This window comes from Streptomyces chlorus, from assembly GCF_042655885.1.
Classification (GTDB): Bacteria; Actinomycetota; Actinomycetes; order Streptomycetales; family Streptomycetaceae; genus Streptomyces; species Streptomyces chlorus.
Genome location: NZ_JBHSOA010000035.1, coordinates 42,773 through 61,784 on the forward strand (window position 1 = coordinate 42,773; position 19,012 = coordinate 61,784).

At 71.4% G+C, this 19,012-nt stretch carries 16 protein-coding genes and 3 pseudogenes; 11 read left to right on the plus strand and 8 right to left on the minus strand.

The features are described from left to right. Positions 1 to 2 precede the first annotated feature (2 nt). Complete coding sequence (locus ACFPZI_RS16750; RefSeq protein WP_381363801.1) at positions 3 to 1,037, minus strand: hypothetical protein; 1,035 nt, start codon at positions 1,035 to 1,037, stop codon at positions 3 to 5. A gap of 219 nt (positions 1,038 to 1,256) precedes the next feature. On the opposite strand from ACFPZI_RS16750, the gene ACFPZI_RS16755 reads away from it, so the two are divergent. Next, entirely contained in the window at positions 1,257 to 3,545 is a 2,289-nt protein-coding gene (locus ACFPZI_RS16755; protein ID WP_381363802.1) for a heavy metal translocating P-type ATPase, read from the plus strand. A 298-nt stretch (positions 3,546 to 3,843) separates the two neighbouring features. Then, on the plus strand, positions 3,844 to 4,515 hold the full coding sequence (locus tag ACFPZI_RS16760; protein ID WP_381363804.1) for a phosphatase PAP2 family protein: 672 nt from the start codon (positions 3,844 to 3,846) through the stop codon (positions 4,513 to 4,515). A gap of 201 nt (positions 4,516 to 4,716) precedes the next feature. Here the strand turns inward: ACFPZI_RS16760 and ACFPZI_RS16765 are convergent. The 3 genes and pseudogenes from ACFPZI_RS16765 to ACFPZI_RS16775 all read right to left on the minus strand — a co-directional run. After that, a pseudogene (locus ACFPZI_RS16765) lies at positions 4,717 to 5,051 on the minus strand (gfo/Idh/MocA family oxidoreductase); the annotation flags it as partial. Positions 5,052 to 5,111: 60 nt separating this feature from the next. Then, a complete protein-coding gene (locus ACFPZI_RS16770) occupies positions 5,112 to 5,921 on the minus strand; it encodes a response regulator (RefSeq protein WP_381363806.1) in 810 nt (269 codons plus the stop codon). Further along, positions 5,918 to 7,711 carry a sensor histidine kinase gene (locus tag ACFPZI_RS16775; RefSeq protein ID WP_381364095.1) on the minus strand — a complete coding sequence of 598 codons (1,794 nt, stop codon included), beginning with the start codon at positions 7,709 to 7,711 and terminating at the stop codon, positions 5,918 to 5,920. The genes ACFPZI_RS16770 and ACFPZI_RS16775 overlap by 4 nt, the downstream gene beginning before the upstream one ends. 354 nt (positions 7,712 to 8,065) lie before the next feature. On the opposite strand from ACFPZI_RS16775, the gene ACFPZI_RS16780 reads away from it, so the two are divergent. The 5 genes from ACFPZI_RS16780 to ACFPZI_RS16800 all read left to right on the plus strand — a co-directional run bounded on the left by ACFPZI_RS16780 (position 8,066) and on the right by ACFPZI_RS16800 (position 14,280). After that, on the plus strand, positions 8,066 to 9,049 hold the full coding sequence (locus ACFPZI_RS16780; RefSeq protein WP_381364096.1) for a Bug family tripartite tricarboxylate transporter substrate binding protein: 984 nt from the start codon (positions 8,066 to 8,068) through the stop codon (positions 9,047 to 9,049). Then, positions 9,046 to 9,582: a tripartite tricarboxylate transporter TctB family protein gene (locus tag ACFPZI_RS16785; RefSeq protein WP_381363808.1), complete on the plus strand. Its 537-nt coding sequence runs from the start codon at positions 9,046 to 9,048 to the stop codon at positions 9,580 to 9,582. Before ACFPZI_RS16780 ends, ACFPZI_RS16785 begins: the two co-directional genes overlap by 4 nt. 1 nt (position 9,583) lies before the next feature. Then, a complete protein-coding gene (locus tag ACFPZI_RS16790) occupies positions 9,584 to 11,077 on the plus strand; it encodes a tripartite tricarboxylate transporter permease (RefSeq protein WP_381363810.1) in 1,494 nt (497 codons plus the stop codon). Positions 11,078 to 11,334: 257 nt separating this feature from the next. Beyond that, the gene (locus ACFPZI_RS16795; protein WP_381363811.1) at positions 11,335 to 12,426 is read left to right on the plus strand and encodes a GDSL-type esterase/lipase family protein; all 1,092 of its coding nucleotides are present in this window, start codon (positions 11,335 to 11,337) and stop codon (positions 12,424 to 12,426) included. Between the two features lie 174 nt (positions 12,427 to 12,600). Further along, positions 12,601 to 14,280, plus strand: coding sequence for a cellulase family glycosylhydrolase (locus ACFPZI_RS16800; RefSeq protein WP_381363813.1), 1,680 nt, complete (start codon positions 12,601 to 12,603; stop codon positions 14,278 to 14,280). A gap of 103 nt (positions 14,281 to 14,383) precedes the next feature. Here the strand turns inward: ACFPZI_RS16800 and ACFPZI_RS16805 are convergent, their stop codons facing one another. Next, positions 14,384 to 15,079 (minus strand): class F sortase, encoded by a 696-nt coding sequence (locus ACFPZI_RS16805; RefSeq protein WP_381363815.1) that lies wholly within the window; start codon positions 15,077 to 15,079, stop codon positions 14,384 to 14,386. Positions 15,080 to 15,196: 117 nt separating this feature from the next. Continuing rightward, positions 15,197 to 16,006, minus strand: coding sequence for a hypothetical protein (locus ACFPZI_RS16810; RefSeq protein WP_381363817.1), 810 nt, complete (start codon positions 16,004 to 16,006; stop codon positions 15,197 to 15,199). 344 nt (positions 16,007 to 16,350) lie between these two features. On the opposite strand from ACFPZI_RS16810, the gene ACFPZI_RS16815 reads away from it, so the two are divergent. From ACFPZI_RS16815 to ACFPZI_RS16825, 3 genes and pseudogenes are all read left to right on the plus strand, one after another. Next, a complete protein-coding gene (locus tag ACFPZI_RS16815) occupies positions 16,351 to 16,500 on the plus strand; it encodes a hypothetical protein (protein ID WP_381363818.1) in 150 nt (49 codons plus the stop codon). A 94-nt stretch (positions 16,501 to 16,594) separates the two neighbouring features. Beyond that, the gene (locus ACFPZI_RS16820) at positions 16,595 to 17,317 is read left to right on the plus strand and encodes an MFS transporter (protein WP_381363820.1); all 723 of its coding nucleotides are present in this window, start codon (positions 16,595 to 16,597) and stop codon (positions 17,315 to 17,317) included. A 2-nt stretch (positions 17,318 to 17,319) separates the two neighbouring features. Next, positions 17,320 to 17,598: pseudogene (locus ACFPZI_RS16825) on the plus strand (maleylpyruvate isomerase family mycothiol-dependent enzyme); the annotation flags it as partial. 29 nt (positions 17,599 to 17,627) lie between these two features. Here ACFPZI_RS16825 and ACFPZI_RS16830 read toward each other — a convergent pair. Further along, on the minus strand, positions 17,628 to 18,014 hold the full coding sequence (locus tag ACFPZI_RS16830; protein WP_381363822.1) for a MarR family winged helix-turn-helix transcriptional regulator: 387 nt from the start codon (positions 18,012 to 18,014) through the stop codon (positions 17,628 to 17,630). A 114-nt stretch (positions 18,015 to 18,128) separates the two neighbouring features. Here ACFPZI_RS16830 and ACFPZI_RS16835 point away from each other — a divergent pair, with 114 nt between their 5' ends. Continuing rightward, positions 18,129 to 18,404, plus strand: a complete 276-nt coding sequence (locus ACFPZI_RS16835; protein WP_381363824.1) for a DUF6332 family protein — start codon at positions 18,129 to 18,131, stop codon at positions 18,402 to 18,404. Here the strand turns inward: ACFPZI_RS16835 and ACFPZI_RS16840 are convergent. Next, positions 18,365 to 18,516, minus strand: a pseudogene (locus tag ACFPZI_RS16840) (response regulator transcription factor); the annotation flags it as partial. The gene ACFPZI_RS16835 and the pseudogene ACFPZI_RS16840 overlap by 40 nt on opposite strands. Positions 18,517 to 19,012 lie beyond the last annotated feature (496 nt).

The following is a 19,012-nucleotide window of genomic DNA, read 5'->3' on the forward strand; positions in this document are numbered from 1 at the left end:
GTTCAGTGGCCGTGGCCTGCACCTTGGCCGTCGTCGGGATGATCCGAGGTGCCGGTGTCCGGTGCGCCCGGTGCGCCCGGTGCGGGAGTCCTCGTCTCCGTGTCCGTTCCCGCTTCCGCCCCCGGCTGCGTGCCCGCCCGGACCGTGAACGCCGCGGTGTGGACGACTCCGTCGTGCTTGAAGTCCAGGAACAGCCGGTAGGTGCCGGCACTGGGCGCCGTGGCCGTGAAGGAGACCGCCGGACCGGGCTCGGTCCTGCCGTCGCCGGGTTCGCCGTTCGGGTGGACGTGCAGGTAGGCCAGGTCTCCGGAGCGCAGGGCCACCAGATGGCCGTAGGCGCCGAGGTAGGGCTGGAGGTCGGTGACCGGCTTGCCGTCGCGGGAGACGGCCAGGTTCAGTTCGGTCCTCCGCCCCGGTCGCAGTGTCCCGTCCAGCCGGACCTCGTAGCCGTCGACGCGGGCCGTGTCGCGGGGTTCGGGCAGTCGCTGCGGCCGGTAGGGGCCGGAGGCGGCGAGGTCCGCGCCGAGGGTGACGTTCTCGGCACCCTTCTTCGCCGGGGTGAAGTCGGCGAAGACCCGGTAGCCGCCGGCCCTCAGCAGGTCGACCGGGGCGCTCCAGGTGCCGTCGGCGGCGCGCGTGGGATGCAGATGTCGGTAGGTGAGCAGGTCGCGCGAGGCCACGATGAGATGGAGTTCCTTGTCGTGCTCGCGCTGGTACTCGGTGACCGCCCGCCCGTGGTCGTCCCGGACGGTGAATCGCAGGCCGGCTCGATGGCCGGCCTCGGCCCTCGGGGTCCGCAGATCGAGGGTGTACCCGTTCTCGGAGATCTGCAGGCCGCCCGCCGGGGTGGTCGCGTGCCCGCTGTGGCCGTCCTGCTCATGCGGCGCGGATGACGCGGGGGCGTGCTGCTCGTCGTGCGCGGAGGCGGGTGCGCTGTCCTTGACGACCGGGTCCAGCCCCTGGCCGACACCGTACGCCGCGCCGAAGGTCGCGGCCAGGGCTGCGGCGAATGCGGTGGTCTTCAGTCCGGTCTGCATGGCCGTCTCTCCTCGGGAACAGCGTGTCCGGTCCGGCTCCGGGTCGGTGTCCACACACCTCACCATACCCCTGGGGGGTACCGATTCAAGGCCGGACGGCCCTTGAATCACATACCTCTGGGGGGTATACCTGAACATGCGGGAGCGGATACCCCCGGCCCGTATACTGCGACCCGCCGTCGGGTACGTCCCGGCCGGCCCTCGTCATCAGGAGCGCTCATGACCGTCCATACAGCCGGCCCCGGTGAAGAGACCGGTGCCGGGGCCGCCGAGGGACAGGTGGTGCTGGTCATCGGCGGGATGACCTGCGCATCGTGCGCAGCGCGGGTCGAGAAGAAGCTCAACCGGATGGACGGGGTCACCGCCACCGTCAACTACGCCACCGAGAAGGCCCGGGTGTCGCACGGCGAAGGCGTCACCGTTCAGGACCTGATCGCCACCGTCGAGGCCACCGGGTACACGGCACAGGAGCCCGCGCCGCCGACGCTGCCCGCGGGCGAGGACACTCCGGCTCCAACCGCCCCCGACGAACTCCGGTCGCTACGGGAGCGGTTGGTCACGGCTGTGGTGCTGTCGGTGCCCGTCGCGGCGATGGCGATGGTCCCGGCCCTGCAGTTCGAGTACTGGCAGTGGCTGTCCCTGACACTCGCGGCACCCGTCGTGACGTACGCGGCGTGGCCCTTCCACCGGGCCGCGTTCACCAACGCGCGGCATGGCGCGGCCACCATGGACACGCTGATCTCGGTGGGTACCTCGGCGGCGTTCCTGTGGTCCCTGTGGGCACTCTTCTTCGGCACCGCGGGCACCCCGGGCATGACCCACCCCTTCGAGCTGACCATCACCCGTTCGGACGGCGCCGGGAACATCTATCTGGAGGCCGCCGCGGGGGTCACCGCGTTCCTCCTGGCCGGGCGGTACTTCGAGGCGCGCGCCAAGCGGAAGGCGGGCGCGGCGCTGCGGGCACTGCTGGACCTGGGCGCGAAGGACGTCACCGTGCTGCGCCCGGACGGGCACGAAGAGAAGCTTCCCGTCGAGGAGTTGGCGGTCGGCGACCGTTTCCTGGTGCGTCCGGGCGAGAAGATCGCGACCGACGGTACCGTTGTCGAGGGCACCTCGGCGATGGACGCCTCCATGCTCACCGGCGAGTCCGTCCCCGTCGAAGTGGGTGCCGGGGACGCGGTCACCGGGGCCACGCTGAACGCGGGCGGACGTCTTGTCGTGGAGGCCACCCGGGTCGGCGCCGACACCCAACTGGCCAGAATGGCGCGGCTGGTGGAGGACGCGCAGAACGGGAAGGCCTCGGCGCAGCGGCTCGCGGACCGGATCTCCGCGGTCTTCGTGCCGGCGGTGATCGCGCTGGCGCTGGCCACGCTGGGCTTCTGGCTGGGCAACGGTGCCGGACTCACCGCCGCCTTCACCGCGGCCGTCGCGGTGCTGATCATCGCCTGCCCGTGCGCCCTCGGCCTCGCCACCCCGACCGCGCTCATGGTGGGCACCGGGCGCGGCGCGCAGCTCGGCATCCTCATCAAGGGCCCCGAGGTCCTGGAGTCCACCCGCCGCGTCGACACCGTCGTCCTCGACAAGACCGGCACGATCACCACCGGCCGGATGACCCTGCTGGCCGTGCACCCGGTCGCGGGCACCGACGAGGCCGAAGTACTGCGACTGGCAGGCGCGTTGGAGCACTCCTCCGAGCATCCGATCGCCCGCGCCGTCGCCGACGGGGCGCTGGAGAAACTGGGAACCCTGCCTGCTCCGGACGACTTCGCCAATGTGCCGGGACTCGGCGTCCAGGGAGTCGTGGACGGCCACGCGGTGCTCGTCGGCAGGGAGCGGCTGCTGAAGGAGTGGGAGATGGAGCCGCCGGCGGACCTGGGTCGGGCCCGGGAGGCCGCCGAGGCGGCCGGGCGCACCGCCGTCCTGGTGGCCTGGGACGGCGAGGCGCGCGCGGTGCTGGAGATCGCCGATGCCGTGAAGGAGACCAGCCCCGAGGCGATACGCCGGCTGCGCACGCTCGGGCTGCGGCCCGTCCTGCTGACCGGTGACAACGAGGCGGTGGCCCGGTCCGTCGCCCACGAGGTCGGGATCGCGCCGGAGGACGTCGTCGCGGAGGTGCTGCCGCAGGACAAGGTGGATGTGATCAAGCGTCTTCAAGCGGAGGGCCGTTCGGTCGCGATGGTCGGTGACGGGGTCAACGACGCCGCCGCGCTGGCCCAGGCCGACCTCGGGCTGGCCATGGGCACCGGTACGGACGCGGCGATCGAGGCCGGCGACCTGACCCTCGTACGGGGCGACCTGCGGGCCGCCGCGGACGCGATCCGGCTTGCCCGCCGCACCCTCGGCACGATCCGGACCAATCTGTTCTGGGCCTTCGCCTACAACATCGCCGCCCTGCCGCTTGCCGCGGCCGGCCTGCTCAACCCGATGATCGCGGGGGCGGCGATGGCCTTCTCGTCGGTCTTCGTGGTCGGCAACTCCCTCCGCCTGCGCACCTTCCGGGCGGGCTGACGGGGAGCTGCCGGTGAGCGGGGGCGGGCAGCGCGCTGGAGCACTCGGGCGGGCGCGGGTCACCCGTACGGCCGTGTCCGGGAGCTCGCACGTACGACCCCGTACGGGTGCCTGTCCGCGCCGCTCCGGGCAGGCCGGTGCGGCGCGGCCGCCGGGCGTGGCGGCGGGGGTGCGCGAACGCATCGGGCTGACCACGCGTACCGTGGGCACCTGGTGATTCCCGGTCCGCGGCGCGGGTGTGCCCAGCGGGCCCCGGACGCGCGGACCCTGCTCCACAACACCACCGCGGGAGAGACGAATGAGCGAGCCGACCACCACCGACCAGGGCGGAACCCGCCCGCTCACGACGCCTGTACCGCCTGCCGACGGCCTCCGCCGGGTGGTGTCCGCCGTCTTCAGTGATCTCAGGTCCGTCGACGGCGCCCTGTACGCGGCGGTGGCCGCCACTCCCACCCCCACCCTCGACCGGGCGCTGCGTCACCTCTCGCACGCCGCCGACCACTCGAAGATCTCGTTCGCCCTCGCCGGTGCCCTCGCCCTGGGCGGGTCGCGGTCGCGTCGGGCCGCGCTCATCGGGGTCGGGGCAATAGCTGTGGCGTCGGCGTCGGCCAACATCCTCGGCAAGCGCCTCGTCCGCAGGGACCGGCCGGACCGGGAGGCGGCCCGGGTGACCGTGGACCGGCACGTCCCGATGCCGACATCGGCCTCCTTCCCGTCCGGGCACACCGCGTCGGCGGTCGCTTTCGCCACCGCCGTCGGTACGGTCCTGCCCGCCGCCTCCGTCCCGCTCGGCGCACTGGCCGGCGCGGTCGGCTACTCACGCATCCATACGGGCGTGCACTACCCGGGTGATGTCGCCGCCGGCGCGGTTCTCGGCATCGCGAGCGCGGCCACCGCCCTCGCCGTGGCATCGGCCCGCCTCCCCCACTCGTACGGGAGCTCGAGGCCGCAGCCGGTGCGGGGGCAATGACCGGCGTCCGTCCCAGGGACCGCCGCCGAAAGCCCGGTCGTTCACTCGTACGGCTTGTGGGACTCGAAGGCGTCGGGGCCGGGGCGGTGATCGTGGCGCAGGATCTCCGCGCCGCCCGTGGAAGTGGCCGTGACGGCCTCACCGTGGGGTGACCGACACGGAGACCGCGGGTGGCACGATCGGCGTGCTCGGCGCGGATGCTCATGCGTGCTCCTTCGGGGCCCAGTCGGGGTGGTCGCCGTGCATGGCCGTGTGGAAGGGGTCGCCGGCCGTGATGTCGCCGGCCCGCACCGGGCGGCCGGTGAACGCGGACTTGTACAGGGCGGCGGCGAACTCGAGGGTGTCCCGGGCCTCTCGGCCGCTGCCCGGCGGCCGGACACCGGCGTCGTAGGCGTCGAGGAGGGCGCCGAGCTGGGCCGTGTGCGAGCTGGGTACGTCGTGCGGCGGGGTGCGCCAGGCAGCAGCGCGTTCGGCGGGAACGTGCCGCGCCGGGGTGTACGACCAGTCGTCGTTGCGTGTCCGTACAGGTGGGTGAGCCCCGCGCCGTGGGCGAATTCGCCCCGCACGAGGTCGCGCCGGGGCGTCGACCCGTACCTCTACGCCCGCGCCCCGCCACCCGACCGGAGCCCGCCGGCCTGCGGTTCGGGCTGCCGCCGGGTCCCCCGGCCGGGCCGGTCCTTCGGCGGTCCCAGGAAGCGGTAGCGACGTTCCGGCCGCCCTGCCGCCCCGTACCGCAGGGAGACCTCGGCCCTGCCCACGGTGTGGAAGTGCTCCAGGTAGCGGCGGGCGCTGACCCTGGAGACGCCGGTGAGGGCGGCGCACTCGGTGGCCGACAGCGTGCCGTCGGCCTCGCGCAGGATGCGCTCGACGAGTTCGGCGGTCTCCACGCTCATGCCCTTGGGCAGCACCGGTGCCGTGGCCACCGGTGCCTTCGCTCCGGCCAGGACCCGGTCGACGTCGGCCTGGCCCCGCACGACCGCGCCGAGCAGCCGGCCGCGCCGGACGGCGTACCGCTCCAACCGTGTCCGCAGGTCCTCGGACTCGAACGGCTTCAGCAGATAGTCGACGACCCCCTGCCGGACCGCACCACGCACTGTGCCGGCCTCCCGCGCGGCGCTGATGACCATCACGTCGCAGTCGTGACCGGCGCTGCGCAGCCGGGGAATCACGTCGAGGCCGAACAGGTCCGGCAGATACAGGTCGAGCAGGACCAGATCGGGACGGAGTCCGTCCACCGCGGCGACCGCCTGCTCGCCGGTGCTGGCGACGCCGACGACCCGGAATCCCTCGACGCGTTCGACGAAGGCGCGGTGCACCCGGGCCACCATGAAGTCGTCGTCGACCACGAGCACGTCGATCGCGTCGGCGCGCGCGGACCCTGCGTGCTCGCCGTGTGTGCTGGTCATCGGCCGGCTCCTTCCGCCACCGCGTCGGCGAGGTGGCTGACGGTCATGCGGGCGGTGAACATCGCCCCCTCCGGGGTGTTGGTCACCGAGATCTCACCGCCGTGACGTTCGCAGACGAGGCGGGTGAGCGCCAGGCCGATACCGCGCTCGCCCTCCTGGGCGGCCTTGGTGGTGAAGCCGTGCTGGAAGACCTCACGGGCCAGCTCGGGGGCGACGCCGGGGCCGGAGTCACGGACGACGATCTCCACGCTGGCGGCGTCGTGGCGCAGCTCGACCTCGACCCAGGCCCCGTGCCCGTCGTCCCCGGCCCCACCCCCGGGGTCACCCGCGGTGGCCGCCGCCGCGTCCACCGCGTTGTCCACGAGGTTGCCCACGACCGTCGCCACATCGGCGGCATCCTCGGGGGCGAGCCGGTCCAGGGCGGTGCTGTCGGAGATGCGCAGGGTCACCCTGCGTTCGGCGGCGAGCGAGGCCTTCGCCGTCAGCAGGGCGGCGAGGGCGGTGTCCCGCACCCGCCGGCTCAGCGTGACGTCGAGGGACTGGCGGCGTCGGCTCAAGGCCCGGATGTAGCGCACGACCTCGTCCTGTTCACCGATCTGGATGAGCCCGGAGATAGTGTGCAGTTGGTTGGCGAACTCGTGGGCCTGGGCGCGCAGCAACTCGGATGAGCTGCGGAAGGACCCGATCTCCCGTTCCAGCCGGGCGAGTTCGGTGCGGTCCCGCAGGGTGGTGACCGAGCCGAGGGAACGCCCGCCCTTGGTGACGGTCATCCGGTTCATCACCAGCACCCGACCGTTCCGGACGACGACCTCGTCGCGCCGCCGGCCCGCCTCGCGTGACGGCCGGTCACCCGCTCGGGGCCGCGGCCGGTCACCCTCCCGGTCCTGCGACCGGTCACCGCCATACTCCTGCGACCGATCGCCTGCCCGGTGCGGTAGCCGGTCCCCCGCTTCGTACTGCGCCCCGGCGAGCACGTCCCGCAGCCGCCCGTCGATACCGAGGGCGTCCAGGCTCTGGCCCACGCAGTCCTCGGGCAGGGACAGCAGACGGCGGCCCATCTCGTTGACGAGGGTGAGCCGGTGCTGCGGGTCGAGGGCGATCACGCCCTCGGCGATGCCGTACAGCATGGCTTCGCGGTGTTCGGCGAGTCCCGCGATCTCGCGCGGCTCGAGGCCGAGGCTCTGCCGCTTGACGCGTCGCGCGAGCAGCCAGGAGCCGGCCACCCCGAGCCCACTGGCGATACCCAGGTAGGCCAGCAGATACGAGGACGCGCCGCTGAGCCGCTGCCACACCGTCGGGTCGGCCGCGCCGATCATCACCGTGCCGAGGTGGCGCCCCAGATTGTCCTGGGCCGCGCCGAGGACCGGCACCTGGGCGGCCCGCTCACGGCTGCCGTCGAGCGTCAGCGGGCCCGACCAGCCGCGACCGCGCACGGCGCCGTCGCCCGGGGGCAGCCGGTCGCCGATCACCGTGGGGTTCGTGGAGGCGACGATCCGGCCGTCCGGGCCGGCCACGGTCACCGAGGTGACCCCGGACTGGGTCTGGGTGGAGTTCACCAGCGCGGCCAGGGCCTTCCCGGGCACCGGCCGCGCCAGCCGGCTGCGCACCAGCGGGTTCGCGGCCAGTTGTTCGGCGAGCGCGCCGACCCGGCGGCCCTCGACCCGGTTGAAGGTCGCCTCCGACTGCGCCAGGGAGACCGCGGCGACCGCCAGCAGAACCATCACCACGATGGCGAGCTGGAGCACCAGCATCTCGCCCGCGAGGGTCTGACGACGGAAGGTGGCGGCCACGACGTACTCGATCTCTCCTGCCGACGGGCTCTCCTTGCCGACGGACTCTCCGGTCGGCGATACCCTCACGCCCCGGCGGGCACGACGAGGTGCAGCGCAGGTGGCGGGTGCCCCATCATGGCGCCCCCCTGTGTCTCGCGGGAAGGGATGTGCCCAGGTGAACGTGCGGAGGCGGACGTGCGGAGCGCCCGGCGACGCAATGACGCGTTGACGCGTTGACGCAATGACCAAAACCTCCGTTGGTTCCGCAACGGAGACAGCCGAGCGGTGCGCGTGCACCATGTGGCGCACGTCACCCACCCCCACAGGGCTCTGCGTGACCTCCAGACGATCGACCGACAGGTGGTGGCATTCGTGCGCCCGCGCACTCCCCTCGCCCTGCTCGGGGCCGCCGTGCTGGTACTCGTGGGTCCGCCGCTGCTCACGACCGGCAGCGGCACCGAGACCGGCACACAGATCCCGGGCCTGCGCTTCATGGTTCCCAACACGCCCGGCGGCGGCTACGACATCACGGCCCGTACGGCCGCGAAGAACGCCGAGGACGCCGGGCTCACCCACAACATCGAGGTGTTCAACCTGCCCGGCGCCGGCGGCACCGTCGGCCTCAGCAGGCTGGTGAGCGAACACGGCAACGGCAAGCTCGCCATGTCGATGGGCCTCGGTGTCGTCGGCGCCGTCCGGTCCAACCACGCGCCGAAGACCCTCGCCGACACCACCCCCGTCGCCCGGCTCACCGAGGAGCAGGACGTCGTCGTGGTCGCCAAGGACTCCCCGTACAAGACGATCGACGAACTGATCGGCGCCTGGAAGGAGAACCCCGGCAAGGTGCCGGTGGGCGGCGGTTCCTCGCCCGGCGGGCCCGACCATCTCGCGCCGATGCTGATGGCGCGGGCCGCCGGGATCGCCCCGAAGCAGGTCAACTACATCCCGTTCGACGGCGGTGGCGAACTGCTCGCCTCGATCCTCGGCAACAAGGTCGGGTTCGGCGTGTCCGGCGTGGGCGAGTACCTCGATCAGATCAAGGCGGGCGAGCTGCGACTGCTCGCGGTCACCGGACCGGAGCGGGTCCCCGGACTGGACGCGCCCACACTGCGGGAGGCGGGATACGACGTGAACTTCACCAACTGGCGGGGCATCGTGGCCCCTCCCGGTCTGACCGACGCCGAGCGCGACCAACTCGTTGCTCTGGCAGAGGGGTTGCATGACTCGGACGAATGGCGCGCGTCCATGAAGCAGAACGGCTGGGACGACGCCTTCCTGACCGGTGAGGAGTTCGGTGACTTCCTGGACGCCGAGGACAAGCGCGTGGTGTCCGTTCTGAAGGAGCTCGGGCTGTGACGACACCGACCACCGACCTGTCCCCCGCACCCGCCGGACGGCGCTCCTGGCTGCGCGACCACTCCGAACTCGGGGTATGTGTACTGCTGTTGGTGCTCGGCGTGCTCGTCCTGACCGACGCCCTCACCATGGACGTCGACCTCACCCAGCGCGGCCCCGTCGGGCCTAGGACGGTACCCGTCGTGGTCGGCGCCGGACTCCTCGTCGTCGCCGCCCTGCTCGCAGTGGACGTATTGCGCGGCGGGCGGGGCCAGGCCGAGGCCGGCGAGGACGTCGACCTGTCCGAACCCGCCGACTGGCGCACGGTGCTGTTGCTCACCGGGGTGTTCCTCGGCTCGGCCGTGCTCATCGAACCGCTCGGCTTCCCCGTCGCCGGCGCGCTGCTCTTCTGGGGTGCGGCCTTCGCCCTCGGCAGCCGCAGATTCGACCGCGACCCGCTGATCGCCGCGGTCGTCTCCCTCGTCGCCTACACCGTGTTCAACAACCTGCTCGGAGTGCCGCTGCCCGGTGGTCCGCTGATGGGAGTGCTGTGACGTGAACGCCCTCTCCTCCCTTCTGGACGGCTTCGGTACCGCCCTGACCCCGATCAACCTGCTGTGGGCCGCGATCGGTGTGCTGCTGGGCACCGCGATCGGCGTGCTGCCCGGCATCGGCCCGGCGATGGCGGTGGCGTTGCTGCTGCCGGTGACGTACGGACTCGACCCGATCGGCGCGTTCATCATGTTCGCGGGGATCTACTACGGCGCGATGTTCGGTGGTTCGACCACCTCGATCCTGCTGAACACACCGGGGGAGAGCGCCGCCGTGGTCGCGGCCATGGAGGGCAACCCCATGGCCAAGTCGGGTCGTGGCGCGCAGGCACTGGCGGCCGCCGCGATCGGTCACTTCGCGGGCGGCATGGTCGGCACGATTCTGCTGGTCGCGCTGGCACCGACGGTCGCCGAACTCGCCGTGGACATCGGTGCTCCGGACTACCTCGCCATCATGGTGCTGGCGTTCATCGCCGTGACGTCGGTGCTGGGTTCCTCACGGATCCGGGGGCTGGCCTCGCTGCTGATCGGCCTGACGATCGGCCTGGTGGGCCTGGACCAGATGACCGGCCAGCAGCGGCTGACCTTCGGCTCCCTCCAACTGGCCGACGGCATCGACGTGGTGATCGTCGCGGTGGGCCTGTTCGCCATCGGCGAGGCACTGTGGGTCGCCGCGCATCTGCGGCGCAGGCCGCCCGAGCCGATTCCGGTGGGCCTGCCGTGGCTGAGCCGCGCCGATGTGCGGCGCACGTGGAAGTCCTGGGCACGCGGCCCGTTCATCGGCTTCCCGTTCGGTGCGATCCCGGCGGGTGGCGCGGAGATCCCGACCTTCCTTTCGTACGTCACGGAAAAACGGCTGTCCAAGCACAAGGACGAGTGGGGCAAGGGCGCCATCGAGGGCGTGGCGGGACCGGAGTCGGCGGCGTCCGCCTCGGCGGCCGGCACGCTGGTGTCCATGCTGACGCTGGGCCTGCCGACCACCGCGGTCGCGGCGGTGATGCTGGCCGCCTTCCAGCAGTACGGCATTCAGCCGGGCCCGCTGCTCTTCGAACGGGAGCCCGACCTGGTGTGGGGTCTGATCGCCTCGCTGTTCGTCGGCATGGTGCTGCTGCTCGCCCTCAACCTGCCCCTGGCGCCGGTGTGGGCGAAGCTGCTGCACATCCCCCGGCCGTACCTCTACGCCGGGATCCTGTTCTTCGCGGCGATCGGTGCGTACGCGGTCGGTGGCGAGGTGATCGATCTGGTGATCCTGCTGATCATCGGTCTGATCGGCTTCGGTATGCGGCGATACGGTCTGCCGGTCCTGCCCGCCATCATCGCCGTCATCCTCGGCCCGGCCGCCGAGCAACAGCTCCGCCGCGCGCTGCAGATCAGTGACGGCAGTATCTCGGGCCTGGTCAACACCCCCTTCTCGGTCACCGTGTACGCGATCATCGTGCTGCTGCTGGCCTGGCCGCTGCTGAGGAAGGTGGTGACCCGCCGGCGCGCCGAGCCCTGATCCCGGTCGCGGAGTTCTCCCCCGAGGGCATGTCATGGGCGTGGCGCACATGTGCGCCACGCCCATGAGGCACATGGAACCCATGGGGGACCAACCGCACGACACCCGACGGAGCGACCGCACGCACACCACCGGACCAACCGTACGGACACCGCCACACCCGGCGCTCCCTCGCGCCAACCTCTTGACGCGTTACCGACAAGGTGGCTTGATACCCCCATGGGAGCGCTCCCATATTGTCCAGGGAAGGGAACATCATGCGCGTCATCGACCACTTACCGCTACGGGCTCTACTCGCACTGACCGCTCTGCTCCTCCCGCTCGGACTCACCCTCACCTCCCCCTTCGCGCCACGCGCGGCCGCCGCACCGGACGCGACCCCCGTCCGCATCATGCCGCTGGGCGACTCGATCACCGGCTCACCGGGCTGCTGGCGGGCCCTGCTGTGGAACCGGTTGCTGGACGCCGGCCACACGGACATCGACTTCGTCGGCACCCTGCCCGGCCAGGGCTGCGGCGTGGCGTACGACGGCGACAACGAGGGTCACGGCGGCGAACTGGTGACCAACCTCGCCGACCAGAACCTGCTGCCCGGACGGCTGGCGGCGACTCGGCCGGACATCGTTGTCATGCACTTCGGTACGAACGACGTCTGGAGCAGCATCTCCCCCGACCGCATCCTCGCCGCCTACACCAAGCTGGTGACTCAGATGCGGGCGGCCAACCCGGACACGCGGCTCCTGGTCGCCCAGGTCATCCCGATGAACCCCGCCGGCTGCACCGGCTGCGCCCAGCGCGTCGTCGACTTCAACGCGCGGATTCCCGGGTGGGCCGCGGAGACGAGCACCACCCGTTCCCCGGTGACCGTGGTCGACCAGTGGACGGGCTTCGACACCGCCACCGATACCTACGACGGCGTGCACCCGGGCGACGCCGGCAACAAAAAGATCGCCGCCCGCTGGTACCCGGCCCTGGCAGACGTCCTCGACCAGGGCGTCCCAGGTGATCCCGGCGGACCCGGCGGCGACGCCACCTGCGCCGCGTCGTTCCGGGCCGGTTCGGCCTGGCAGGGCGGCTATCAGGCCGAGGTGACGGTACGGAACACCTCCACCGTCGTGCTCACCGGCTGGACCGTGACGGTCGCACCGGCCGACGGCGCGCGGCTGACCCAGGTGTGGGGCGGCACGCTCGGCACCGCCGCCGACGGCACGGCGACCGTCACCAACGCGGGCTGGAACGGCACCCTGGCTCCCGGCGCGAGCACTTCCTTCGGCTTCATCGCGAGTACCCCGGCAACGTCCGGGGCTCCGGCGGCAACCGTCGGCTGCACGGCCACGGCAACCTTTTGACCCACGGCGCACTTACAGCAGTCCCCCGCGCAGCAGTCCCCCCGCACAGCCGCCGCACCGGCGCACGCCCCCGCACCGCCCACGGCACCAATGACGCTCCCTCATGAACCACGGCACGGACACGAACCAGGACCGGATCCGCCGTATCACCCGAACCGCCCCTCTGGAGCCGCCATGAGATCCCGCACGCCCACACCCACCCACACACCCGCCCCGACGTCCACCCGTACCACCGCACTCCCCCGTGCAGCCGGTCTGGTCGCCGCCCTCCTGGGTTTCCTGCTGCCGCTGCTCTCCCTCGGCACCCCGGCACACGCGGCATTCACCGGCTTCCGCGTCGAGAACGGCCGGCTGCTGGAGGCTTCCGGGAACGACTTCGTGATGCGCGGAGTCAACCACGCCCACACCTGGTACGCGGACCGGATCAGTTCCCTCGCGCACATCAAGGCCAAGGGCGCCAACACCGTGCGCGTCGTCCTCTCCAGCGGTGATCGATGGACAGCCAACAACGCGGCCGACGTGGCGAATGTCGTCGCACAGTGCAAGCAGAACCGGCTGATCTGCGTCCTGGAGGTGCACGACACCACCGGTTACGGCGAGCAGAGCGGAGCGGTCACCCTCTCCCGCGCCGCCGACTACTGGATCAGCGTCCGGAGCGCGCTGGCCGGCCAGGAGGACTACGTCGTCGTCAACATCGGCAACGAGCCCTATGGCAACACCAATTACGCGAACTGGACGGCCGACACCAAGGCCGCCATCCAGAAGCTGCGCAATGCGGGCTTCCACCACACGCTGATGGTCGACGCCCCCAACTGGGGCCAGGACTGGGCATTCACCATGCGTGACAACGCCGCCTCGGTGTTCGCCGCCGACCCGGACGCCAACACGGTGTTCTCCATCCACATGTATGGCGTCTTCGACACCGCCGCCGAGATCAGCGACTACCTGGGCCGCTTCGTCGCCGCGCGACTCCCCATCGTCGTAGGCGAGTTCGGGCACAACCACTCCGACGGCGACCCCGACGAGGACACCATCCTGGCCGTCACCCGGCAGCTCGGCCTCGGCTACCTCGGCTGGTCCTGGAGCGGCAACGGCGGCGGGGTCGAGTACCTGGACATGGTCACGAACTTCGACCCGAACCAGCTGACCAGTTGGGGGCGCCGTCTCTTCAACGGCGCCAACGGCATCGCCGCGACCTCGGAGGAGGCCGAGATCTACTCCTCCGGATCGGGCGGTGACACCACGGCCCCGACCGCCCCCGGCACGCCGACAGCCTCCTCGGTGACCTCGTCGTCGGCCACGCTCACCTGGGCGGCGGCCACCGACGCGAACGGTGTGACGGGCTACGACGTCGTCCGGATCAGCAATGGCGGGGAGACGGTCGCCACCACGACCGCGAGTACCTCCGCCACCCTCACCGGCCTCTCCCCCGCGACCTCCTACACGTACGCCGTGTACGCCCGGGACTCGGCCGGCAACCGCTCGCCGCGCTCCGGCACGGTGACCGTCACCACCCCCTCCGGCGGAAGCCAGGGCGCCTGCGAGGTCCGGTACCGGGTGACAAACGAGTGGCCCGGCGGCTTCCAGGGCGAGGTCATCATCCACAACACCGGCAGCTCGGCGGTCGCCGGCTGGACTCTGAACTGGACCTTCCCCGGTGCCCAGCGCATCACCAACATGTGGGGCGGCACCCCTGTCCAGACCGGTTCCGAGGTCAGTGTCGCCTCGGCTCCCTATACCGCGTCGATCCCTGCGGCGGGCTCCGTCACCCTCGGCTTCACCGCCACCACGACGGACGGCAACCCCAGGCCGTCGGCGTTCGCTCTCAACGGAGCCGTCTGCTCCGCGGCCTGACGAACGCGCTGCCCGGAAGGGTGTCCTGGTCCCCTTCCGGGCAGCGATCCATTCGAATCGGCCCGGCCGTTCCGTACGGATCGGTGCCGCCGCTCCGTACCAGTCAGACCAGGTGGGCGAAGACCACCAGATTCTCGGTGTAGTCCTTGGCCTTGCGGTCGTAGTCCCCGGAGCAGGTGATGAGCCGGACCTGGGCCTCGTCCGTGTCGGCGTAGACACGCTCGTCGGGGAAGTCGTCCTTGGCGAACGACTCCGCGTGGTCGACCACGAACTCTGCATCGCGCCCGTCGGCCCGCTTCACCTCGAAGCGGTCGCCCTTCTCGAGTTCGGAGAGCCGGGCGAACACCGCGGCCGAGGTCTTCGTGTCCACATGTCCGGCGATGATCGATGTTCCGCGCTCCCCCGGGGACGCTCCGCCGGCGAACCAGCCGACCAGGTTGGTGTCGTCCGGGGGCGGTACGTCGAGCTGGCCCGAAGCGGCGAGGGCGAGATCGGTAAAGGGCGCGTCGACTTCGATGTCGGGGATGCGCAACCGGGTCGGGGCGGACCACGGCAGATACTTGCCGGCAGGCTGGGCCTCGGGGGAACCGCTGGCCGCGGGACTGATGGCGGTGGCGGACGTCGCGGGAGGAGCGTGCGAGCCGAGGGCGTCGGCAGGGGGATCCCCCCTGCCGCCGAGCAGGCTCACCGCCAGCACCAGGGTTGCCGTACCCCAGAAGATCGCCGTCATGACGGCGCGCAGCCTCCGCCGCGCCGGGGCCGGATCTGTGGGGACGGAGGAAAGGGGGCGGGCTGCCATCGGGGGACCACCTCATTCGGACACGGCAGCGAACACGGGAGGCGAAAGGGCGAGCAGGGTCGCCATGACACGCGACGCGTGCATGGCGACCCCGACTGCTATGACGCCAGGCATGGCTCAGGCCACGTTTCCGGACGCCTTCTTGCGTCGCAGCGCGTAGGCGCCGGCGCCGAGAACGGCCAGCGCGGCCAGGCCACCGCCGGAGACACTCGGGTCGGAGAGCCCGCCACCGCCGGTGTGCACGCCACCGCTCGGCTTCTCGTGCTCCCAGTCCTTGTTGCCCTCGTACTCGTCCTTCGACTCGTCCTTGTCGTGCTTACCGCTCCAGCCGTCCTCGCCCACGGCGGCCAGGGCGCCACCGCCCGTGTGGATTCCGCCGTTCGGCTTGTCGTGCTCCCGGTCCTTCTTCCTGCCCTCGTCGTTGCACTCGTCGTTGCACTCGTCCTTCGACTCGTCCCTGCCCTCGTCCCTGCCCTCGTCGTTGTACTCGTCCTTGCCCTCGTCGTTGTACTCGTCCTTCGACTCCTCCCTGGACTCGTCCTTGTCGTGGTCGCCGCTCCGGCCGTTCACGGCAGCCAGCGCACCGCCGCCCGCGTGGATTCCGCCGTTCGGCTTGTCGTGCTCCCGGTCCTTCTTCCTGCCCTCGTCGTTGCCCTCGTCGTTGCACTCGTCGTTGCACTCGTCCTTCGACTCGTCCTTGTCGTGCTTGCCGCTCCAGCCGTCCTCGCCCACGGCGACCAGCGCACCGCCGCCCGTGTGGATTCCGCCGTTCGGCTTGTCGTGGCTGCTGTCCTCGTCGTGCTCCTTGCTGTAGGAAGACTTGTCGTGCTCCCAGTCGCCCGACAGGGCGGCGAAGGCTGTGGGCGCCGAGACCACGAGGGCCGCGGTGGCCGTCGCGGTGGCGAGCAGCATGCGGGCAGAGCGCATCCGATTATCCTTCCGTCGGTGGCTCCGGCTGCTGACTCCACATCAGCACGCTTGACCGAGCCCCAACGTGATTTACCGTCAGTCATATTTCTGGCTCCCACCATTCGAGGCGTTCACACGGGTTACGAAGCCACCCCTACGGCGGTATCGACGGCTCGCCCGGGGACGGCGTCGAGCTGCTGCCGTGAGCGGGCAGGATTGCCGGACCTGAGGTGGGATCCACCGGGTCGAGGCCGCCGAGGTCACTGTCCGGCGGACGGCACGGCGGCACGCCTTCATCGCGTTCGACGTGGTCAGCGCCATGCCGGGCCAGGATCCCGAGCAGCCACTTTTTCGCCGTCCGCGTGACGACTGGGGAAAAAACGTTCGGGACGAGCCTTTTCCCGGCCATCGCGGGCAGGCTCTACGGGCCGACGGAGTGCGAGCTCTCGCTCACCCTCCTGCCGCGACTCGTGGACGGCGGCGACACCGGCCTCGACGACCCCGTCACCTGACGGTGAGGATTGGCCATGGCGCCGCCGTCGCCCCGGACCGTGCGGGCCGACCCTCTCCTTGCCCCTGACCCGGGGGCCCGCTTAGCCTCATTTTGTGCCGCCAATAAACAAACTCCGCTCGCGCGGTGTCGTGCCGCACTCCGACCTCGTCCACCTCCACCTCGCCCTGACCCTCTTCTTCGCCCTCGACGGCTTCGTCTTCGCCGGCTGGGTCGTGCGCATTCCCGCCGTCAAGGAGCAGACCGGTGCCTCCGCGAGCGCGCTGGGGCTCGCCCTGCTCGGGGTCTCCGCCGGAGCCGTCGTCACGATGATCTTCACCGGCCGGCTGTGCCGCCGCTACGGCAGTCACCCCGTCACCATAGTCTGCGCGATCCTGCTCCGCCTCAGCGTCGGCCTGCCGCCGCTCACCCGCTCCGCGCTCGCGCTCGGCGCCGTGCTTCTGATGTTCGGCGCGGCCTACTGCGGCATCAATGTCGCCTTCAACAGTGCGGCCGTCGATCTGGTGGCCGCACTGCGGCGCCCCATCATGCCGAGTTTCCACGCCGCGTTCAGCCTGGGCGGCATGGTCGCCGGTTCCCTCTCGCCCACCCGGCATCTGTGGGGGCTCGCGGCCATCGAACGCGCGGGCGCGCTCGCCGGCCCGAGCGGTGTCGCCACGGCGTCCACCCTGGGGTACGGCGGCATGCTCCTCGGTCCGTCGGCGATCGGGTTCATGGCGGACCGGTTCAGCCTTCCGGCTGCCCTGACCAGCGTGGCGGTGCTCGCGGCGGTGGCCACGGTGATCGGGTTCGCGACCCGCAAGGCGGCCCCGGCCTGACCGACGAGCTGTTGCGCGGCTTCCCCGCACGCCGCACGAGCCGGGTCCGTACCGAGGCGCCGCGCGTCCTGCGGGTGCGGGCCACCGATGCCGACGCGGTGTGGACCGTACGCCTGTCCCCGGAGCCGCCCGTGACCACACGGGACGCAGACGGGGACACCGAATGCGAACTGACCTGTCCCGCCGAGCAGTTGTATCTCGCACTGTGGAACCGACTGCCGGTACCGACAGTGTCGGGCGACCCGGTACTCGCCGCGCTCTGGCGGGACGCGTCCGCCGTGGGTCAGGTCCCCGCCCTGAGGCCCCCGGCTCAGTGGTGCGTGAGCATCCGGGTCAGCACCGCGCGCTGCACGGGAAGCACTTCGCCGTGCAGCGCGCGCCCCTTCGCCGTCAACGAGACCCGAACGCCCCGCCGATCCTCCGCGCACATGCCCCGTTCGGCGAGCCCTTCCCGCTCCAGACGGGCGATCAGCCGGGACAGCGCGCTCTGGCTCAGATGGACACGCTCGGCGATCTCCTGGACGCGGTAGGAGCAGCCGCGCACCGCGCCCGCGAGGATGTCCAGGACTTCGAAGTCGCTGCCGCACAGGCCGTGTTCGTGCAGTGCACGGTCGAGTTCGCACTGCGTGCGGGCATGCAGGGTCAATATGTCCCGCCACTGTTGCACAAGCGCCTGTTCGGGCTGCTTCGCCGCCATGGCCGCACCGTAGCAGGCACGCCGTCCACCCACGTACGCGCTTCGGCCTCCTTGCCCTTGCGGACCCCGGGCTGTTTGACTTCAAAAGGTCAAACAGAAGACGCGGGTGGGGAGTTGCGGGTGCGTCGGACTCAGGCCGAGCGGGATGCGATCACCGTTGAGATCGGCTACGCGCTGTGCAGCGCGGCGTTCGCCGCTGCGGTCGTCTTCGGTGCCACGGCGGGTCCGGCGCTGCTCTTCGCCCTTCCTGGTGCCGTCGAAGGGCTGCTGCTCGGCGCCGGGGCGGTGCTTGCGCCGGTCCTCTTCATCGTTCGGGTGGTCAGTGTGCTGAGGCGGTTCCGGCCGGCGGATCAGCCGAGCCAGCCCGGTCGGACCAGGCCCGACTCGTAGGCCGGGAGGACCAGTTGCGCCCGATCGCGGGCGCCGAGTTTGACCATGGTGCGGCTGACGTGGGTCTTGGCGGTGAGCGGGGGCTGACGACCAGACGGCGGGCGATCTCCTCTCTCCAGGAGGCAGCCGCGTCGCCGGCCGGCGGCAGCCGCCGGTGGAGCGGATGCGCGAGCAGCAGGTGCCCTGCCCAGAGTGTTCCCATCGCCGCCCACGCCGCCTGGCGGTGGCCGGTGACGACGGCACTGAAGCAGGGTCAGGAACACCGGCCCGTACGGGTAGCCGGCGCCCAGATAGAGCAGCACGGCGGCCACCGCGGCGAATACCACCGGCACCGGATGCCGCTGCCGCCACGGCAGCACTGCTCCGGCCGCGAACAGCAACAGGCGTGTGAAGGGGTCGAGGGCGACGCGCTCACCCTCCTGGGAGTGCTCCGCGAAGGCGGAGCCGATCAGCACGAAAGCGGTGAGCAGCAGGGTGGAGGGCCAGGGCCACCGGGAACGCCGGTTCCTCGCACCGTCCCCGTCCGTCCCGTCGCCCTCCCCGGCCCAGCGGCCCCTCCCGGACGGGCCGTACCGCCACCACCCGGGAGGACCGGGCCGCCGCCTGCG

Excerpts from the sequence above, each read along its gene's own strand:
- ACFPZI_RS16795 (WP_381363811.1), top strand. The coding sequence starts at position 11,335 with ATGCGCGTCATCGACCACTTACCGCTACGGGCTCTACTCGCACTGACC.
- ACFPZI_RS16800 (WP_381363813.1), top strand. The coding sequence starts at position 12,601 with ATGAGATCCCGCACGCCCACACCCACCCACACACCCGCCCCGACGTCC.
- ACFPZI_RS16755 (WP_381363802.1), top strand. The coding sequence starts at position 1,257 with ATGACCGTCCATACAGCCGGCCCCGGTGAAGAGACCGGTGCCGGGGCC.
- ACFPZI_RS16750 (WP_381363801.1), bottom strand. The coding sequence starts at position 1,037 with ATGCAGACCGGACTGAAGACCACCGCATTCGCCGCAGCCCTGGCCGCG.
- ACFPZI_RS16770 (WP_381363806.1), bottom strand. The coding sequence starts at position 5,921 with ATGACCAGCACACACGGCGAGCACGCAGGGTCCGCGCGCGCCGACGCG.
- ACFPZI_RS16830 (WP_381363822.1), bottom strand. The coding sequence starts at position 18,014 with ATGGCGGCGAAGCAGCCCGAACAGGCGCTTGTGCAACAGTGGCGGGAC.
- ACFPZI_RS16810 (WP_381363817.1), bottom strand. The coding sequence starts at position 16,006 with ATGCGCTCTGCCCGCATGCTGCTCGCCACCGCGACGGCCACCGCGGCC.
- ACFPZI_RS16760 (WP_381363804.1), top strand. The coding sequence starts at position 3,844 with ATGAGCGAGCCGACCACCACCGACCAGGGCGGAACCCGCCCGCTCACG.
- ACFPZI_RS16805 (WP_381363815.1), bottom strand. The coding sequence starts at position 15,079 with ATGGCAGCCCGCCCCCTTTCCTCCGTCCCCACAGATCCGGCCCCGGCG.